We start from the raw sequence: 18,416 nt of genomic DNA on the forward strand, positions 1-18,416 counted from the left end.
TCCATGCAGACTTAAAGCGTAGTCGACGATGCGCACTCTCCGTTAATTGTTCGCCATGGCCGGGTATCGCTGATGCAAATCACTGAATATTTGATTCATATCCGCCGTTTCGCCTATCTCCGCTACCGCCCGGAATACCTGGGTTTTCAGGAAATGACGCCAGCTGACCGGTGCGCCTGCCAGAAAAGCGGTCAGCAACTGGTAACGCTGAGGGGTCCAGAGCGTTTCAAAGCGATTCCGTGCCTCGCCGTGCTCAAAATGCTGCGCAGCGCGTTGCGGCATCGCGGCGCGAAGGCGCGCTGTGGCTGACTCATCCACACCGTCATCAACGATCACTACGCCATACTGCGCCCGGGCTGCTGCGACGCTGAGATAACCACAGCGCACATCCTGCATGACCGCCTCAGTCTCGCGCTGTGACGGCAGGCCATAACCGCCCGCGCCAGGGCCCCGCACTTCGACCACGTCACCCGGCTGGCAGTGGATTACGTCTGTGTTGCCGTGATTGATAACCTCGCCATTGCGCCGGGTGCAGAAGTAAGAGAGCGCCCCGTTCTGCCCGCCCACCAAGCCCGCCGAGGCAAACACCGACCGGTTACGGTTGCGCGCGGTAATCGTGGTGTTGGGCGAGAAAATCTCAAATGCCATTTCGGTCGCTAAGCCGCCGCGATAGCGACCTGGGCCGGCGCTGTCCTGAGCCAGCCCGTAACGATGAAAACGGATCGGGACTTCCGCTTCGTTGATCTCAATGGGCGTGTTTTTCAGGAAGGCAGACAGCCCGCCAGAGCCGTCAGGCCCGTCATGACGCGGCGTACCGCCCGCGCCACCACCCACTGGACCCAGAGAAGCAACCACGCTGCGGTTATGCGTCTGCGTGCGGATGTTCATGATTGAATTACCGCCCGGTGAATTGGCGGGAAGACGGTCCGGCATCGCCAGCGAGAAGACGCCGATTGTCGCAATCTGCGACAGTGCACAGGTCAGCGAGCGCATCCCCACCGCCGCCGGTGCTTCACAATTCATCACCGTACCCGGCGGCAGGATCGCCCGGGTCGGTCGCAGTGTTCCCGCGTTCAGCAGCAGCGAACGATCCAGTGTGGAGAGCACATAAGTGACGCCCACCAGCGCCAGCGGATGCCGTTCACGGCCGCCGGTCGGCATGTTCAGTGACGAGGCCAGCTGCGGGTCGCTGCCGGTGTAGTCCAGCTCCAGCTGATCGCCCTGCACCCGCAGTGTAATGGCGATACGGCAGGGATAACCGCCCTCGCCATCTTCATCGGCGTAGTCGGCATAAAAATACTCCCCATCGGGAATGGTGCTGATAATGCTGCGGGCCTGTGCTTCGGCGTAATCGAGAATCCCTTCTATGCCCTGTAAAAAATCGTCGATACCAAAACGGGCGATAATGTCGTGGATTTTACGCTCACCGACGTTAACTGAAGCCAGCTGTGCTTTGAAATCACCCCAGTTCTGGTCCGGCACCCGCACGTTGAGCCGCATGATGCTGGCGACCTCTTCATTGAGCTGCCCCTGCCGCATGATTTTCAGTGGCGGGATGCGGATCCCCTCCTGCACGATATCGGTCAGCGAGCGCGACAGTGAGGCGGGCACCGCGCCGCCGACGTCGGTGTTATGAATGTGCCCCACCACGAAGCAGACAATTTCGCCCTTGTAAAACACCGGCTTCCAGATGTGGATATCGGGCGAGTGCGTCGCCACATTGCCGGCGTAGGCGTCATTAGTAATGCAGATATCGCCGTCGGCGTAATCGTCAATCAGTGCCAGTACTGGCGCATAGTCGATGCCGCTGTACCAGGGTGCGCCAAAACTGCGCGGCGAGGCAAACGCCAGTCCGGTGCGGCTGACAATCTGGCAGGAGAAATCCTCCGTCTCTTTAACAAAGGTGGAGTGCGCGGTACGCATCAGGGTAAAGGCCATCGCATCAGCAGCAGCGGCGCAGTAGTTCGCCAGGATTTGTAAGTTACGTCCATCAATCGCCATGTTATGCCTCGTTCGCCGTGATCAGCAGGTTACCAAAGGAATCGACCGTCACGCCCATACCGGGCGGCACGCAGGTGGTGCAATCGTTCTGCGCAATGATGACCGGACCCCGTAACTGATGGCCGGCAAGCAATACGGTTCGCAGCACCACATCCACCTGATGCCATGCGCCGTCGATCCATGCATCGGTCTGTTTCAGCACTGGCACCGGTTCTGTCGCCGTTGCGAGCCGGTTAATCACCGGTTTTGGCGTGGGTGAGGCGATCACCAGCCGCAGGTTAATCAACTGCACCGGTGCCTGCGGGTCACTGTGACCAAACAGCTGCTGATGCTGGCGATCAAAGGCGTCATGCAGCGCAGTGAAATCTGCCTGCGTCAGCCAGCTCGCCTCCAGCGGCACGTCGATTTCAAACGACTGTCCGTGATAGCGCATATCCGCGCTGAACTGCAGGCTATAGGGCATGTCGCTGCCGTGCTCCTGCGTCAGCCAGTTGCAGGCGCGCTGCTGCAAGGCTTCGGCTTCACTGGCTAATGTGTCAGCCAGCGCAGGCGTCAGGTCGCCGTAGAGTGTGCGGATAAAATCGTTGCGGATGTCCGCTACCAGTCCGCCTAATGCGGAGAGCACGCCTGGCGTAGGCGGAACAATCACCCCTTTCATGTTCAGTTCGCGGGCAAGAAAACAGCCCATCATCGGGCCCGCTCCGCCAAAGGCGAGGAACCAGAATTCACGTGGGTCGAGGCCAAAGCGGGACAGCAGGCCACTGGTGTCGCTGTACATGCTGGAGATCGCCAGTTGAATAGCGGTTTCCGCGGTTTCCTCGACCGAAATAGTGAGGGCATCGGCCAGGGGCTGCCAGGCCGCCCGGGCGGCGGCAACATCCACCGTCACGGCGTTATAACCCAGCGCGCCGTGGCCCATCATGCCGCAGGCGGCAAAGGCATCGGTGGCTGTCGGCTGTGTGCCGCCGCGCTGGAAGCAGACCGGACCCGGCAGCGATCCGGCACTGTCTGGTCCCATCTGCAATACGCCCTGCCCGTCAATCCACGCCAGCGAGCCGCCGCCTTGCCCCACTGAGGTGACGGCGACAGAAGGAATAAAGATCGGGAAGTCGCCGATGATTTCGCCGTTGCCCTGCGCCACTTTGCCATCAATGATCACCGCTACGTCGGCGCTGGTGCCGCCAATATCCAGGCTGAGGATTTTGTCAAAACCGCAGGCGCTGGCCAGATAGCTGGCCCCGATCACCCCGGAGGCGGTGCCGGAGAGCACCATCTGGACGCATTCGCGTTTCGCCTGCCCGACGCCCATTACCCCACCGTTGGATTTGGTGATACGCGGCGGCGGCTTTACGCCAAGCCGTTTCAGCGCCTGCTCAAAGGATTCCAGGTAGTGAATGACCATCGGCTGCACGTAGGCATTAATGGTGGCGGTGATGGTGCGTTCATATTCACGAATAATCGGCCAGATGTCAGCGGAACAGGAGGTCAGCAGCTCAGGCGCGACTTCCTCAATAATCGCTTTTACTGCTGCTTCATTATGCCGGTTGCGATAGCTGTGCAGCAGCGACACGACAATACCCTGACAACCTGCGGCGCGTGCCTGCTCAATGGCGTCCAGCACGCTCTGACGATCAGGCGCGTGCAGCACATTGCCGTGGGCGTCAATGCGTTCGCGGATGGCAAATACCCGGTCGCGGGTAATCAGCGGTGCGGCACGCCGGGAGAAAAGATCATGGATATGCGGAATTTTCAGCCGCGCCAGCTCCAGAACATCGCAGAAGCCCTCGGTAGCAAACAGCGCCAGCCGCACACCGCGCCGCTGGATCACCGCGTTAATCCCTACCGTCGTGCCGTGGGTAAAGTAGCCAATTTCAGCGGGATCAATGCCCTGATGCTGCTGAAATTGCGTCAGCCCGGTCTCGATTTCGCTGCCAGGTTTGTCCGGGCGTGACAGGACTTTGAGGGTATGGATCTGGTTCGTTTGCTGGTCCAGCACGGCGAAATCAGTAAAGGATCCACCAATATCCACGCCAACGCGGTATCGCATATCGGGTTAACTCCAGAGTTATGAGAGCGGAAATTCCATCAGCGTCTCGGGATGCTGCACAACACGCCAGCCGAGTCGCTGGTAGACCTGATGGGCATCCTGGGTTGAAAGCATCCAGCGGTGCACCGTTTGCAGCTCCGGATGTTCACGGACGCAGGTCGCCAGCCAGCTGCCCAGCCCGTGACCGCGCCAGTTTTCATCAATGATCACGTCGCACAGCCAGCCAAAACGGGTGTAGTCAGTGATCAGTCGGGCAAAACCTATCTGAGTCTGCTGGTGATAAAGACCAAACGGCAGCGAACCGGCAATCGCCCGCGTGGTTTTGGCCTGCGGCTGACCTTTGGCCCAGTAGGACTTCTCCGCCAGCTGAATATGGATCCAGGCAAGGTCCAGCCGCTGGCGATCGGTAGAAATGGTGAACATATCGCGCTGCCACTGCTGATCAGCAATCTGTAATGAGTCCATGGCAACTCCTTGTATCGGTTGAAATCATTTTAAAAGGGTTCGCACGACGGTTGAGGCTGTAGCGCGCCCTGAAACCGGGTGCAGCCACTGAATTTTGTAACGGAAAAAAATTTTATGCTGAGGGAAGATTGGGCAGATTAAAGCGGTATAGAGGTAACGGGATAACGGGTCAGGCAGGCAGCCAAAAAGCGGGATGGGTGTGACGGCCCTCTCTCCGGTGGACGCAGGAGAGAGGCAACGCCGGGCAGACATTTATACGCCGAACTCCACAGTGTGCTTCCCGATGAGCGATCGTAACGGCACGCTGCTTTTCATGATCGGGGATTTAATCACGATATAGCTGAAGTACTTATCAATGCCGATCTGCGCATCCAGCATCTTCTCAATCACTTCCTGATAATGTTCAATGCTGCGGGTAATAAAGCGCAGCAAATAGTCATAGCCGCCGGTGATCAGATGGCACTCCATCAGCTCATCGACGTCGCGCATCGCACTTTCGAACTTCATAAAATCTTCGCGGCGATGGCCTGACAGGGTGACTTCGGTAAAGACGGTCACCGAATCGGTAATGCGGGTGAGATTAATGTGCGCTTCATAACCGGTGATAAAGCCAGCCTGTTCCAGACGTTTGACCCGTTGCAGACAGGGACTGGGCGAGAGACCGACGGCGTCGGCGAGGTTAACGTTGCTGATACGGCCATCTTTCTGGAGTTGCACCAGGATGTTGATGTCGATGCGGTCAAGTTTCATTAAGCCGTTCATAGCACCCCCCTCATTGTCAGAGCCTGTTGGGCCAGGCGCTTAATCAAATGTTCAGAACCTCCCGAAGATATAACACGCTTTACCGTAAACGCGCCAGCGCTTCGCAGTGGTTATACCAGCGGGAGGCTTTCAAATTATTCTAATAAAATCAATGAGGAATGCAGATTTAACCCAACCGGCCCGTGGCGCGGGCCAGCGCAATATCAAAGATATGCAATGCCTCTTCCAGTTGTGAGTCGGTCGTGACCAGCGGCGCCAGGAAACGGATGGTGTTGCGATGCAGGCCGCATTTGATCAGCAGCAATCCTTCCTGGCAGGCGCTGTCGAGGATCTTCTGGGTAAGCGCCGCATCGGGACGCCCCGTTTCGAAGTCGAGAATTTCCACCGCCTGCATAAAGCCCACGCCGCGCACATCACCAATGCAGGCATATTTGTCCGCCAGCTGTCGCAGACGGGCGTTGAGCTGTTCGCCGAGCTGACAGGACCGCTGCAACAGGTTCTCATGTTCAAACAGATCCAGTACCGCCAGCGCCGCCGCACAGCCCAGTGCGTTGCCGCCGTAGGTGCCGCCTAACCCGCCTGGCGTTGGCGCATCCATGATCTCTGCACGGCCAACCACACCGGAAATCGGCAGACCGCCGCCAAGGCTTTTCGCCAGGGTAATTAAATCCGGTTTGATCCCCAACTGCTGGAAGGCAAACATGGTGCCGGTACGCCCAAAGCCGGATTGCACTTCATCGCAAATCAGCAGAATGCCGTGCTGGCTGGTGATACGACGCAGCGCCTGCATAAAGGCCGGTCCGGCTGGCAGGAAGCCGCCATCGCCCTGTACCGGCTCGATGATAATCGCGGCCACACGCTCAGGCAGGATCTGCACAGCGAAGAGCTGATCCATCGCTTTCAGGCAGTCCGCTTCGGTGATGCCGTGCAGCGGGTTCGGGAATGGCAGACGATAGATGTCGCCAGGGAACGGACCAAAGTTCTGTTTGTAAGGCGCGGACATACCGGTCAGGGTGACGCCCAATAAGGTACGCCCATGAAACGCACCATCAAACGCAATGATGCCGGGCCGCTGGGTGTGCGAGCGGGCAATCTTCACCGCATTTTCCACGGCTTCGGCGCCGCTGGTGAAGAAGACGCTTTTGTATGCCTCATCGCCGCCGACCAGTTTGTTCAGCCGCTGTGCCAGTTCAATGTAGCCCGGATAGGCCACCACCTGAAAACAGGCGTGAGAAACCAGACCCAACTGCCTGGTGACCGCATTGACCACCGCAGGGTGATTGTGGCCGACGTTCAGCACGCCGATGCCGCCAACAAAGTCGAGATAGCGATTGCCCTCCACATCCCATACTTCACTGCCTCTGGCGCGTTCGATCACCAGCGGATGGGCGGTCACTACACCGCGCGGCACATTCTGCTCACGTGCATCCAGTAACAGGCTGTTATCGGAATATGCTTGCTGCTCTGCCATGACATTCTGCATTTTAAACCCTCATCCACGTAACGTTCGGTTGGCTCAAGTATCGCAACCTGCTGGTTTCTTACGCTGCCGTAATTCCCCAGGCAGCGGCATTTCCTGTCAAAATCCCGCTGCATTCAGCAGGGAAATTTCTCTGCCAGCGCCTGACGAATCAGGGCGACAAAAACGTTAATGCCATGCGGGATCAGCGCATCATTGAAGTCGTAAGCGGCATGGTGCAGCGGCTTGCAGGGTGCCGATCCCAGCCACAGATAGGCACCGGGGCGCGCCTGCAGCATAAAAGCAAAATCTTCTGAGGTCAGCGCGGGCTGTGGTGCGAGGTCAGCCGGGATGCCCGCCTGCTTTAGCGCCTCAAGGGAAAGCTGCGCTTCCGTTGCGCTGTTGATCGTCGCCGGGTAGTAGCGCCGATAGCTGACCTCTGCCTGCAGGCCGTGGGCGGCGGTGATGTGCGCCGCCATCTGGCGCAAACGCGCTTCAATCGTATCCTGTGCAGTCGGGCTGAAGGTGCGCACCGTGCCGGTGATGTTCGCCTCTGCCGGGATCATGTTGTGTGAAAAGCCACCCTGCATTCGGGTAACGGTGAGCAGCGCGGTTTCGCATGGGTCGAGTGCGCGTGAAACCAGGGTATTCAGCTGCACCACCAGCTCACTGGTCGCAAGAAGCGTATCGCATGTGAGATGAGGCTGCGCAGCGTGACCGCCGCCACCCAGCACCCGAATATCAAAGCGGTCGGCTGCCGCCATGATGGCGCCGGGCCGGGTCTGCACCTGACCGAGGGGCAGTTCAGGCCAGTTATGAATGGCGTAGACCGCCTCACAGGGAAAGCGGCTGAAAAGGCCATCCTCGATCATCGCCTTTGCGCCCGCCTGCCCCTCTTCGGCAGGCTGAAAGATAAAGCAGACGCTGCCGTCAAAGCTGACGTCGCGCGCCAGTTTTTCGGCAGCCCCCAGCAGCATCACAGTATGACCGTCATGGCCGCAGGCGTGACTCACCTGCTCTGCCTGGCTTTGCCACTCTGTGCCGCTCTGATCCTGCATCGGCAACGCATCCATATCGGCGCGCAGGCCGATCATGCGGTCACTGCTGCCCTTTTTCAGTATCCCGACCACGCCGGTTTTACCGATGCCGCGATGCACCTCCATGCCCAGCTGTTGCAGGAAATTCGCCACCATCTCGCTGGTGCGTTGCTCCTGAAAGCCCAGCTCCGGGTGCGCATGCAGATCGCGGCGCAGTGCCACTAAATGTTCCATCTTAATATCCTCGCGAACGGTCAATTTCACCGTGCAGCGGTTCGCCACGCTGGTAGCGCCGCAGGTTTTCCAGCAGTGCCGCAATGGCGCTCTCATTCTGCGTCTGGCTGGCGATGTGTGGGGTGAGCCAGATGGCGGGATGGTGCCAGAACGGATGGCCCTGAGGTAACGGCTCCGGATCGGTGACATCAATCACGGCAGCACGGAGCTGACCGCTCTCCAGCGCTTTGAGCAGATCGTCATGGTTCAGTTGCGGGCCGCGACCGGCCTGCACCAGCGCCGCGCCCTGGGGTAACTGATTAAACAGGCTGTGGTTCAGCAAACCCCGCGTCGTGTCGGTCAGCGGCAGCAGGCAGATCAGAATTTCGCTGTGGGCCAGGAAGTCAGCGAGCTGATCAGCGCCGTGCCAGCAGCGTACGCCAGGAAAGTGGCGTGGTGTGCGGCTCCAGCCTGCGCAGTCAAAACCCAGCGCCACCAGTTGCACTAACGCGGCCTGACCCAGTTCGCCCAGCCCCATCACGCCGACCCGCCGCTGCGAGGCGGGTAATGCCACGTGCGCCAGCCACTGCTGCTGGCGCTGCTGATGAAAATAGCGCGGCATATCACGATGCAGCCCGAGCACCGCAAAGGTGACATATTCCACCATGCCCTGCGTCAGACCCGGTTCGATCATCCTGATTACTGGCAGGTCGGGCGGCAGCGCACTGAAATCAAACTGATCGGCGCCGGCACCCACCGAGAAGAGCAGTTTCAGGTGTGGAAACCGCGCCGGAATGTCTGCCGGAGGCTGCCAGGCAACCAGCGCTTCAACCTGGTCTGGATCACCGGTCTCTGGCCAGATATGCAGGTGAATGTCAGGTGCATGTTCTGCCAGCCAGCGCTGCCAGATCCGCCCACGTTCAGGCTCCGATTTATAGACGATATGCATCAGGCCATCGCCTGCGTCATCAATCCAAACGCCTGCATACCCTGCGGTGTCCAGGGCATGCCGCGCACCATTGTGGTGGGCGCATCGACCTGAGGAATACCGAGAGAGGTTAGCCAGGCAGCCATCGGCAGCGCGGCGTCGGTGTCGATTCGCAGGAATTCACCCTGTAACGACTGCATCAGCGAGGCGACCAGCGCCTGCGCGATCGCAAAGTCAGCGGCGATTACCGGGCCAATTGCCCAGCCGTGCCCAAAGCGGCGCAGGCTGGCGAAGCCCTGAATCTGCTGTGATGCGTCCTCTAAAATCACCGTCTGACAGTCGCGCAGTAAATGCGCAATAAGCGCCGGGCGATGCATACCGTGTGCCTGCTGATCCAGCGTCACCAGCGTGCTGTGATCGGCCAGTGTCGCCGGGCGCAGCTGGCATCCCGCCGGGATCACAACGTCTGGCAGCGTGGTGACTTCACGGGTCTGGTGCTGACGAATCTCACCACAGCTGACAAACCCGAGCTTTTCATACAAGCCTTTGCCCATTTCAGTGGCGTGCAGACGCACGTTGTAATCCGGTACTTTTTCCAGTTGCGCCAGCATCAGCTGTTTGCCGAGGCCACGCCCCTGCTGCTGGTTATCGACAATCACCAGACCCAGCGTGGCGGCACTGTCGCCCCAGCGCCAGAGCACGGCACTGCCGATCAGCCTGCCCTGCTCTTCAATCACTGTGCCCTCGCCCAGCTGCAGCGCCAGCGCCCAGTCTTCGCGTCGGTGGGGCCATTTCAGTGCCTGCGTCATGCTGAAGCACGGGTTAAGATCGTCTGGCGTCATTGCGCGTATTGTCAGGCTCATTAAAACTCTCCTTACATCATGCCTGGTGTTTCAAGTCCGCTGCCGTCCACCAGACGACTGTAGCGGTACGGCGTTGGATCAACGATAGGGGTGGCTTCGGTGGCAAGATCCGCCGCCAGTCGACCGGCTCCCGGTCCGATACCGAAGCCGTGGGCGCTGTACCCTGCAGACAGCACCAGCCCCGGCAGTTTCGCCACGGTAGAGATCACCGGAATTGCGTCCGGGGTACTGTCGATCATGCCGCCCCACGACTGCGCCAGCCGGAGGTTCGCCAGCGCCGGGTATTCACGCCGCATCGCCGCCAGCCCCTCTTCCACGATTTTTGCATCGGCGGCCGGATCGAGAATGCGCATGCGCTCAAACGGTGACTCGCGGTCAAATGCCCAGCCACCCATCGCCTCCGGGCCGTTGAAGAACGGCGACAGCCCAAGGTTGAGGGTGAGATTCTTGCGGCGACTTTTGAATGTGGGATAGAACTGACGAGCGTAACGCAGCCCCTGTGCGCCTGGCTCCAGACGCCCGCGACCCGAGACGGAGACGGTGTAACTGCCATCCATCTGCGGCCGGCAGGCAAAGCCCGGCGTGTAGAGCGGCATGGCGATCGCCTGCTCGATAGGCTGGGTACGGAAAGCGGTGCCAATAACGTTGCCCAGCGGCAGATCGATGCCATGACGACGGCAGAACATCGAGGTCCACGCTCCGCCGGCACAGATAACCCGGCTGGTTTTGATCAGACCGCGTTCGGTCCAGACGCCGCTGACACGGCCGCCAGCGATATCCAGCCCGCGCACCGCACACTGCTGAAACAGCATTGCGCCTTTTTTCAGCGCGCCCGCCACCAGCCCAGGCGCAGCGAGGCGCGGTTCGGCGTGACCGTCGGTCGGCGCTGAGAGACCGCCCCGCCACGGAGTGGTGCTGCCCGGCGTCATTGCTTTGGCCTGCTCCGCCGTGAGAATCGAACTGTTTACGCCATAGCCCTTTGCCATCTGGATCCACTTATCCCAGGCCGCAATGTCCGACTCTTCCTGCGTGGCGTAAACCAGCCCGCTGCGCCGGAACCCAAGCTCTTCGCCGGTTTCATCATTTAGCTCACCCCAGCGTTGCAGCGCATAAATAATCAGCGGCAGTTCGCGCTCATCGCGGTTCTGCTGTCGACACCAGCCCCAGTTGCGGCTTGACTGCTCTGCCCCTACCAGGCCTTTCTCAATCAGCACAACCTTCACTCCCTGCTTTGCCAGCTCCCAGGTGGCTGCGGCACCGGCAATACCGGCGCCAATCACCACCACATCGGCGGAATCAGGGAAATTCGCACTGTCCTGTACATAACGAATGGGTGCAGGCATAACACAATAACCTCTGTTGTCAGTATCGGGTCTGGCGCAGGGCAACATCGCCGCTGTGCGTAAGTACGTCGCCTGCGCAATGCATCACTGCTCTGCAGGCGGGTAAATCAGAGCACGCTAACTCACTCTGCTTTTAAAATCTCTTCATGCTCATCCAGCCAGCCCTGACGCAGCTCCGGCACCGCGCGCTTCAGCCGCTCGAAATAGAGTTCACTGGTCGGCTTGTCGTAGTCGTTGCGCGCCAGCTGGGTGACGATGCGACCGCTCTTCATTACCACAATTTCGTCGCACACCGCGCGAACGGCATGCATGTCGTGGCTGATAAAGATCACCGAGAGCCCCAGCTCACGGCGCAGCTCGCTGATTAAGTCGAGTACGGCGGCGGCAACCACGGTGTCCAGCGCCGAGGTCACTTCATCACACAGGATCAAATCCGGTTCAGCCGCCAGCGCACGCGCAAGGTTGACGCGCTGCTTTTGCCCGCCAGAAAGTGCCCAGGGACGCCGCCACAACACGCTGCGTGGCAGCTGTACCAGATCCAGTAGCTGATAAAGTCGCTGCTGGCGGGCCGAACCACTCAGGCCGTGAAACAGCGTCAGCGGTCGCGACAGGATACGTTCAACGCTGTGGGCCGGATTCAGTGCGGTATCCGCCATCTGGAACACATACTGAATGCGCCGCAGCTCGTTGTCAGGACGTTTTTGCATATCGCCCGCAATGTAGTGGCCGTTAAACAGGATGTGGCCGTGACTGGGGGCATTAAGTCCGGCAATGGCATGCGCCAGGGTGGTTTTGCCCGAGCCTGACTCACCGATAATGCCAATCGCCTGTCCTTTCCACAGTTTGAGGTTAATCTCCTCAAGAATGCGCACTTTCGAATGGCCGTCGCTGCCACGCGGGCCATAACCTGCGTTGAGGTCGCGCACCTCCAGCAGCGGCTGAATATCGGCAGCGGCCGGGCACCAGTTGCTGGGCCGCTCTTTCTGCCGCGCGGCGTCCATCAGTAAGCGGGTGTACTCTGCCTTAGGCGCGCCAATCAGATGCGCCGTGCTGCCATACTCCGCCATTTTGCCGCGCAGCAGCACCAGAATCCGGTCAGCCATCTGTGCCACCACGGCCAGATCGTGACTGACGTAAATCGCGGTGACCCCACGCTGCACCACCACGCGGCGAAACGCTTTCAGCACTTCCACCTGGGTGGTCACATCCAGTGCGGTGGTCGGTTCATCAAGGATCACCACATCCGGATCGCCAATCAGCGCCATCGCCGTCATCAGACGCTGTAGCTGTCCGCCCGATACCTGGTGCGGAAAACGGTCGCCTATCGTCTCAGGATTGGGCAGCGCCAGTTCGCGGAACAGGCCTATGGCCTTCTCTTTCGCCGCTTTGCGCGTCAGGGTGCCGTGAATAACCACCGGCTCAATGACCTGGTCGAGAATCTTCATGCCCGGATTAAACGATGCCGCCGCGCTCTGGGCGATATAGGCGACGTTGTTGCCGCGAAAGGCGCGTAACTGGCCTGGCGTCAGGCTGTTAACATCGGTGCCAGCAACGTGAATGTTACCGTCGGCAATGCGGCAACCGCTGCGGGCATAGCCCATCAGCGCCATGGCGATGGTGGTTTTACCTGAGCCGGATTCGCCTATCAGCGCCAGCACCTCTCCCTTCTGCACGGTAAAATGAATGTCGGAAACCAGGTCAATCTCTTCGCCGCGATCGGTCTGCGCGGTGACGCGCAGTTTATCCACCGATATCACTGGCATGGCGGTATGTGGTGTCACGTTCATGCTCCCTCCTTCGCCAGCGTCATCGGACGCATCGCCTGAAGGCTGTCTATAAACAGGTTGGCGCCAATGGTCAGGCTGGCAATCGCCAGCGCGGGCATCAGGACGGCAGGCGAACCGTCAAATAGCCCCTGCATATTTTCACGCACCAGCGTGCCCCAGTCGGCATACGGCGGCTGAACGCCCAGACCGAGAAAACTCAGGCCGCTCAGCAGCAGCACGATATAGACAAAGCGCAGGCCAAAATCCGTCAGCATCGGGTGCACCATGTTTGGCAGGATGTCGTGAATGGCGATATACCAGCGGCTTTCGCCCCGCAGCCGTGAAGCCCGGACGTAATCCATGCTACGCAGCGAGCTGGCCATGGCAAAAGCGATACGAAATGCGCCCGGCCAGTAGGTGAATACCGCTGTGAGGATCAGCATCGGCAACGAGGAGCCAAACACCGCGACGATCATCAGCGACAGCACTTTGCCTGGCAGCACCAGCAGCGCGTCATTGACACGGCCCAGTAACTCCTCCAGCCAGCGTCCCGTGACCGCGGCCAGCAGCGCCAGCAGCGTGCCGATCAGACTGGCCAGCAGCGCCGCACTCAGTGCCAGGCCGATAGAGAATTTCGCGCCGTAGAGAATACGGCTCAGCATGTCGCGTCCCAGATAGTCGGTGCCCAGCAGGTTATCCGCCGTCAGGCCACCCATCAGCGGGCCGCCGCCGATGTCATCAATGCTGTGTGGCGCCAGCGATGTGCCGAATACCGCCATCAGAAGCCAGAACAGCGACATCATCAGACCCAGCCGACCTGACCAGGAAAGAGACTGAAAGAAACGCCAGGGCAACAAGAGAGTATTCATGCGCTTCTCCATTTCGGGTTAAAGGCGATAGTCAGAATGTCGGCCGCCAGCAGCAGCACCAGATAGCAGGCGGCGAACAGCATCACGCAGAGCTGCACCACCGGCAGGTCGCGGTTACTGACCGCATCCACCAGCTGGCTGGCCAGACCGGGATAGCTGAAGATGGTTTCGATGATGATCACTCCGCCAAACAGATAGGAGAGACTGAGTGAAATCGCGTTGGCGATAGGGCCGACCGCATTGGGCAGCGCGTGGCGCAGCACGGCGCGGAGCGGCGACACCCCTTTCAGCAGCGCCATCTCCAGATAGGGGCTGTCGAGCTGATTGATAATGGCGGCCCGTGTCATGCGCGCCATCTGCGCCACCAGCACGCAGCAGAGTGTCAGCACCGGCAGCGCGTATGCTTTGAGGTAGCTCAGCAGGTCGCTGTCTGGACTGCCGAACGACATCGCCGACACCCAGTGCAGTTTGACGGCGAAAATCAGCACCGCCACGGTGGCCACCAGAAATTCCGGTACCGCAACCGTCGCCATCGTGCCGATAACCAGTGCCCGATCGAGCCGGGAACCGCGATTCATCGCCGCGATGATGCCGATGATCAGCGCCATCGGCACGCAGATCAGCGTGGTGATACCCGCCAGTTCAAAGGTGGCGGGGATACGCTGCGCCACCAGCTGTGAGACCGGCAGATGGCTGGCAAACGAGGTGCCGAAATCGCCCTGCACCATGCCGGTCAGCCAGTGGATATAGCGCATCAGCAAAGGCTGATCGAGGCCCAGCTGCTGCCGTAACGCCGCCACCGTTTCCGGCGTGGCGTTCTGGCCGAGGATCATCTGTGCCGCGTCACCCGGCAGCAGGCTGGTGATGAAAAACACCACCGCCGAGACGATAAGCAAAGTCAGGATGCCGGCGCCAATCCGCCGGGCAATCAGGAACATCATGTATCGGTTCATCGGCGTACTCCTTAAAAGAGCCTGTTGGGCCAGGCGGGGATCAGGCTGACAGCCACGCAAACTCATGGAAGCGATAACCCATCATCATGCCCGACGGCCAGGCCTCTACCCCTTTAACCTTCCTGTTATAACCATCGGTGGAGCTGATAAAGGTGGGGATAATCGTGCCGCAGTGGTCATAGATCAGGGCCTGCATGTCGCCATACATCTGCTTGCGTTTCGCCTGATCGCGCTCACCGCGTGCGGCGACCACCAGTTGATCAAACTGGGGATTTTTCCAGCCCGATTCGTTGTTCGGAGCCGTAGAGAGGTAGAACTGGGAAAAGAGCATATCGAGCGTTGGACGCGGGTTTATCGAGCCATATCCGATCGGATCTTTCATCCAGTGCGAAGACCAGTAACCGTCATAGGGCACGCGGCGTACTTTCACGTTGAGACCCGCCCCACGCGCCATCTGCTGAATCAGCTGTCCGCCTTCGTTCGCGCCTTCGATATTCGGCGTGGTGATGATCTCTACCGTGGAGCCTGTCATGCCTGCCTTTTTGATATGAAATTTCGCTTTTTCAACGTCGAGCGGGCGCGGCTTGAGGTCGGCGTTGTAAAGCGGATGCCACGGCGGAACCGGGGTGTCATTACTGACGTCGCCGTATCCCTGCAGTACCGTTTTCACCAGCATTTCGCGCGGCTGCAGGTATTTCATTGCCAGCACGAAATCTTCGTTGTTACCCGGCTTAACATCGGTGCGGATGATCAGGTTGGTATACATGCCCGATTTACTCTCCAGCACACCAAATTCATTGCTGCCTTTAAGGCGCTTGCAGTCAGCGGCGGTCAGTGTCGACACTATCTGCAGATCGCCCGACATCAGGGCATTAACGCGTGCCGCACCGTCGGTGACACCAATCAATTCCACCTCATCCAGATGGGGCAGTCCGGGCTTGTAGTAGTTGGGATTTTTCGTGCCGATGGTGCGCGTCCCCGGCATAAACGTTTTGCAGACAAAGGGACCGGTGCCGATGCCTTTGCTGAAATCGGTGGTGCCATCCTTCACAATTAAAAACGGTGGCGTTGCCAGCATGTAAGGGACATCGAAGTTGGCACTGTTGAGCTCCAGCTGCACCTCATTGTCATTCACCGCACTGAACGATTTAAACTGATCGGCCAGCTTAAAAGCGATAGAGGCGATGGCAGGATCTTTGTGGCGGCTGAGCGAGAAGATCACATCTTTCGCGGTCAGCGGTTTGCCATCGTGAAAGGTCACCCCTTTACGCAGTTTGATATGCCAGGTGATGCCGTCGCTGGATTCAATCGATTCGGCCAGCGCCGGTTTCGCCATCAGGTTTTTATCCAGTTCGGTCAGGCCGCTGTAGAACATAAACTGACGGGTGTAATCCGCACTGTTGTTACTTTTGGCAGGATCGAGCGTGTCGGTGGCTGACGCATTCGACATCGCTGCCCGCAGTTTTCCGCCTTTAACCGGCTTGTCATCCGCCAGTGCTTTCCCTGAAAAACCGATCAGGCCGCTGCTCATCGCCGCGCCCGCGGAGAGGATTTTCATCAGGCTGCGACGTGACAGTGAGCCTTCAGTGATCATGCGCGTCAGGGCCGGATTTACCGCATCAGCATCGTTATTATCAAATTTACTCATCTCTCTACCCTCAATAGTCAGGCGAACCGGGAATGATGTTCTGGCGGTGCTGGTGACCTGGCGGCCAGCACCCGACGGGACGTTATGAAAGGCGATCCTTTGCTTTGTAATAGAGTCCTGCGAGCGGTAAAAACCATGGCTTGCCGTGATAACCGGGTAGCGCGGGCCATGTGTCGCGCTGCCAGGGATTTTCAGTGCGCTTTTCGGTCAGCAGATCGGCCATCACTCGCCCCATCCACACCGACATCTGCGTGCCGTGACCGCTGTAGCCCAGCGAATAGAACAGACCATCCTGTTCACCCGCGTGCGGCAGACGGTCGGCGGTCATGTCGACCATGCCGCCCCAGCAGTACTCCACCTCTGCCTGTCCCAACTGCGGCAGCATCTGCGTCATGGCACGGCGCAGGATCTCGCCGCTGCGCGAATCGGATGTCGGGTTGCTGACGGCAAAACGGGCACGGCCGCCAAACACCAGACGGCTGTCAGCAGTCGTGCGAAAGTAGTTGCCGATATTCAGCGAGGTGACGTAAGTCCGATTGTTGGGCAGCACCTGGCGCAGCAGCGTCGGGTCCAGCGCTTCGGTCACCACAATAAAGCTGCCGACCGGCACAATGCGGCGCTGAAACCAGGGGAAAGGACCGACGTTGGAGCAGCCGGTCGCCATCAGGACTTTATCCGCCACAATGGTGCCCTGCGCCGTGTGTATCCGGTGCTGATAGCCTTTAAGTCGCTCTAACTTCGTTACCGCGTGATGCGGAAAAATCTTCGCTCCGCTTCGTGCAGCGGCTTCAGCCAGCCCGACGCCAAACTTACCCATGTGCATTTGACCGCCCCGTTTCTGCAGCAGGCCGCCGTGGAAATCGTCGCTGGCGATCTCGTCGCGCACCGCCGTTTTGTCGAGCAGTTCGATCTCCGGGTCCACAGTGCGACGCATCAGTTCATACGCCTCCCGCAGTCCGGCCACGTGCGACGCTTTGCTGGCGAGCTTAAGCTTGCCGCACAGCCGGAAGTCACAGTCGATGGCTTCATCCTGGATCAGTTGCTGGACATAGCTCACCGCATCGTCGAACGCCCGATAGAAGCGGCTGGCCTGTTCCAGACCCTGACTTGCCACCAGCGAGGCGAAGTTCTGCGCTACACCGGTGTTGCAGTGGCCGCCGTTGCGCGCCGAGGCCTGGCTCATCACGTCACCACTCTCCAGCAGCACCACACTGATGCCGCTGCGCGCCAGGTTAAGCGCCGCCGAGACGCCGGTGAAACCGCCACCAATCACTACCACGTCCGCCTGTGCGGGCAGCGGTTCGCGGGCGGCGCCGGTAAAGGTGGGAGCGGTGGCCTGCCAGAACGATTCCAGTTTCATGGGGTGTTCCTCAGAGTCCGACGACGCCAGGCAGGCCGCCGATATCTTTGATTTCGGTGTACTGGTAGTACGGATTCGCCGGTTCATGGCCGCGATTGACCCAGACCTTGTTTTTGATGCCGAGATCGTAGGCGGTCATCAGGTCATAGCGGAAGCTGGAGGAGACATGGAGAATCTCCTCCGGGCCGCAGCCGAGCTTATCCAGCATGTATTCGAAACCTTTCATCTGGGGTTTATATGCGCCCGCTTCTTCAGCCGTGATGGTCAGGTAGATGGGTGCACCCAGACGCGGTTCATGGTGTGGGATCAGGTCTTTCATCGAATTGGTCAGCAGCACCAGCGGAAACTCCTTAGCCACTTTTGCCAGCCCGGCGGGCACATCAGGATGCGGTCCCCAGCTGGCGCAGTCAGTGTAGATAAAGTCGCTGTCGGCTTTACTCCACGTCACGCCCCACTTTTTGCAGGTGCGCTGAATCGCATTACTGACCACGTCGTAATAGGGTTTCCATGCGCCGAGCACCTCATCCAGCCGGTAACTGGAAAAGTCGGTAGTAAAGGCATGCATTGCATCCGGGTCGACGCGGTCGCTGAAACAACGCTCCGCCGCGCCAGCCATATCGAAGCGAATCAGTGTGCCGTAACAGTCAAACGTGATGAATTTCGGTTTAAACAGTGCCATGTAACACCCTCGTCATTGTCAGT

Annotated in this window: 16 protein-coding genes; 1 reads left to right on the forward strand and 15 read right to left on the reverse strand. The window is 59.4% G+C overall.

Annotation, left to right across the window (positions count from 1 at the left end; genetic code table 11):
- Positions 1–42: 42 nt before the first annotated feature.
- From AC6I77_RS11790 to AC6I77_RS11820, 7 genes are all read right to left on the reverse strand, one after another.
- A complete protein-coding gene (locus tag AC6I77_RS11790; protein ID WP_110411295.1) occupies positions 43–2,001 on the reverse strand; it encodes a hydantoinase B/oxoprolinase family protein in 1,959 nt (652 codons plus the stop codon).
- Between the two features lies 1 nt (position 2,002).
- A complete protein-coding gene (locus AC6I77_RS11795) occupies positions 2,003–4,048 on the reverse strand; it encodes a hydantoinase/oxoprolinase family protein (RefSeq protein ID WP_008926919.1) in 2,046 nt (681 codons plus the stop codon).
- 18 nt (positions 4,049–4,066) lie between these two features.
- Entirely contained in the window at positions 4,067–4,513 is a 447-nt protein-coding gene (locus AC6I77_RS11800; protein ID WP_003852392.1) for a GNAT family N-acetyltransferase, read from the reverse strand.
- A 252-nt stretch (positions 4,514–4,765) separates the two neighbouring features.
- On the reverse strand, positions 4,766–5,275 hold the full coding sequence (locus AC6I77_RS11805; protein WP_003852391.1) for an Lrp/AsnC family transcriptional regulator: 510 nt from the start codon (positions 5,273–5,275) through the stop codon (positions 4,766–4,768).
- Positions 5,276–5,441: 166 nt separating this feature from the next.
- Positions 5,442–6,758 carry a 4-aminobutyrate--2-oxoglutarate transaminase gene (gabT, locus tag AC6I77_RS11810; RefSeq protein WP_003852389.1) on the reverse strand — a complete coding sequence of 439 codons (1,317 nt, stop codon included), beginning with the start codon at positions 6,756–6,758 and terminating at the stop codon, positions 5,442–5,444.
- A gap of 113 nt (positions 6,759–6,871) precedes the next feature.
- Entirely contained in the window at positions 6,872–8,005 is a 1,134-nt protein-coding gene (locus AC6I77_RS11815) for a M20 aminoacylase family protein (RefSeq protein ID WP_039659907.1), read from the reverse strand.
- 1 nt (position 8,006) lies between these two features.
- Positions 8,007–8,879, reverse strand: coding sequence for a 2-hydroxyacid dehydrogenase (locus AC6I77_RS11820; protein WP_497817222.1), 873 nt, complete (start codon positions 8,877–8,879; stop codon positions 8,007–8,009).
- Here AC6I77_RS11820 and AC6I77_RS11825 point away from each other — a divergent pair.
- A complete protein-coding gene (locus AC6I77_RS11825) occupies positions 8,762–9,046 on the forward strand; it encodes a D-alanyl-D-alanine carboxypeptidase family protein (RefSeq protein ID WP_497817223.1) in 285 nt (94 codons plus the stop codon). The two genes, AC6I77_RS11820 and AC6I77_RS11825, sit on opposite strands and share 118 nt — an antisense overlap.
- Here AC6I77_RS11825 and AC6I77_RS11830 read toward each other — a convergent pair.
- The 8 genes from AC6I77_RS11830 to AC6I77_RS11865 all read right to left on the reverse strand — a co-directional run bounded on the left by AC6I77_RS11830 (position 8,933) and on the right by AC6I77_RS11865 (position 18,393).
- Positions 8,933–9,775: a GNAT family N-acetyltransferase gene (locus AC6I77_RS11830; protein WP_039659904.1), complete on the reverse strand. Its 843-nt coding sequence runs from the start codon at positions 9,773–9,775 to the stop codon at positions 8,933–8,935. The two genes, AC6I77_RS11825 and AC6I77_RS11830, sit on opposite strands and share 114 nt — an antisense overlap.
- An 11-nt stretch (positions 9,776–9,786) precedes the next feature.
- Complete coding sequence (locus AC6I77_RS11835) at positions 9,787–11,118, reverse strand: NAD(P)/FAD-dependent oxidoreductase (RefSeq protein ID WP_003852381.1); 1,332 nt, start codon at positions 11,116–11,118, stop codon at positions 9,787–9,789.
- Positions 11,119–11,240: 122 nt separating this feature from the next.
- The gene (locus tag AC6I77_RS11840; protein ID WP_039659902.1) at positions 11,241–12,905 is read right to left on the reverse strand and encodes an ABC transporter ATP-binding protein; all 1,665 of its coding nucleotides are present in this window, start codon (positions 12,903–12,905) and stop codon (positions 11,241–11,243) included.
- A complete protein-coding gene (locus AC6I77_RS11845; protein WP_003852377.1) occupies positions 12,902–13,753 on the reverse strand; it encodes an ABC transporter permease in 852 nt (283 codons plus the stop codon). The genes AC6I77_RS11840 and AC6I77_RS11845 overlap by 4 nt, the downstream gene beginning before the upstream one ends.
- Positions 13,750–14,706 carry an ABC transporter permease gene (locus AC6I77_RS11850; RefSeq protein ID WP_003852376.1) on the reverse strand — a complete coding sequence of 319 codons (957 nt, stop codon included), beginning with the start codon at positions 14,704–14,706 and terminating at the stop codon, positions 13,750–13,752. Before AC6I77_RS11850 ends, AC6I77_RS11845 begins: the two co-directional genes overlap by 4 nt.
- Before the next feature lie 40 nt (positions 14,707–14,746).
- Entirely contained in the window at positions 14,747–16,354 is a 1,608-nt protein-coding gene (locus tag AC6I77_RS11855; RefSeq protein ID WP_003852374.1) for an ABC transporter substrate-binding protein, read from the reverse strand.
- Positions 16,355–16,436: 82 nt separating this feature from the next.
- Positions 16,437–17,714: an NAD(P)/FAD-dependent oxidoreductase gene (locus AC6I77_RS11860; RefSeq protein ID WP_039659901.1), complete on the reverse strand. Its 1,278-nt coding sequence runs from the start codon at positions 17,712–17,714 to the stop codon at positions 16,437–16,439.
- A gap of 10 nt (positions 17,715–17,724) precedes the next feature.
- Positions 17,725–18,393 carry a haloacid dehalogenase type II gene (locus AC6I77_RS11865; RefSeq protein WP_003852370.1) on the reverse strand — a complete coding sequence of 223 codons (669 nt, stop codon included), beginning with the start codon at positions 18,391–18,393 and terminating at the stop codon, positions 17,725–17,727.
- Positions 18,394–18,416: the final 23 nt, after the last annotated feature.

The sequence above is a fragment of the Pantoea sp. X-Soil-ISGK-259 genome (assembly GCF_059730705.1).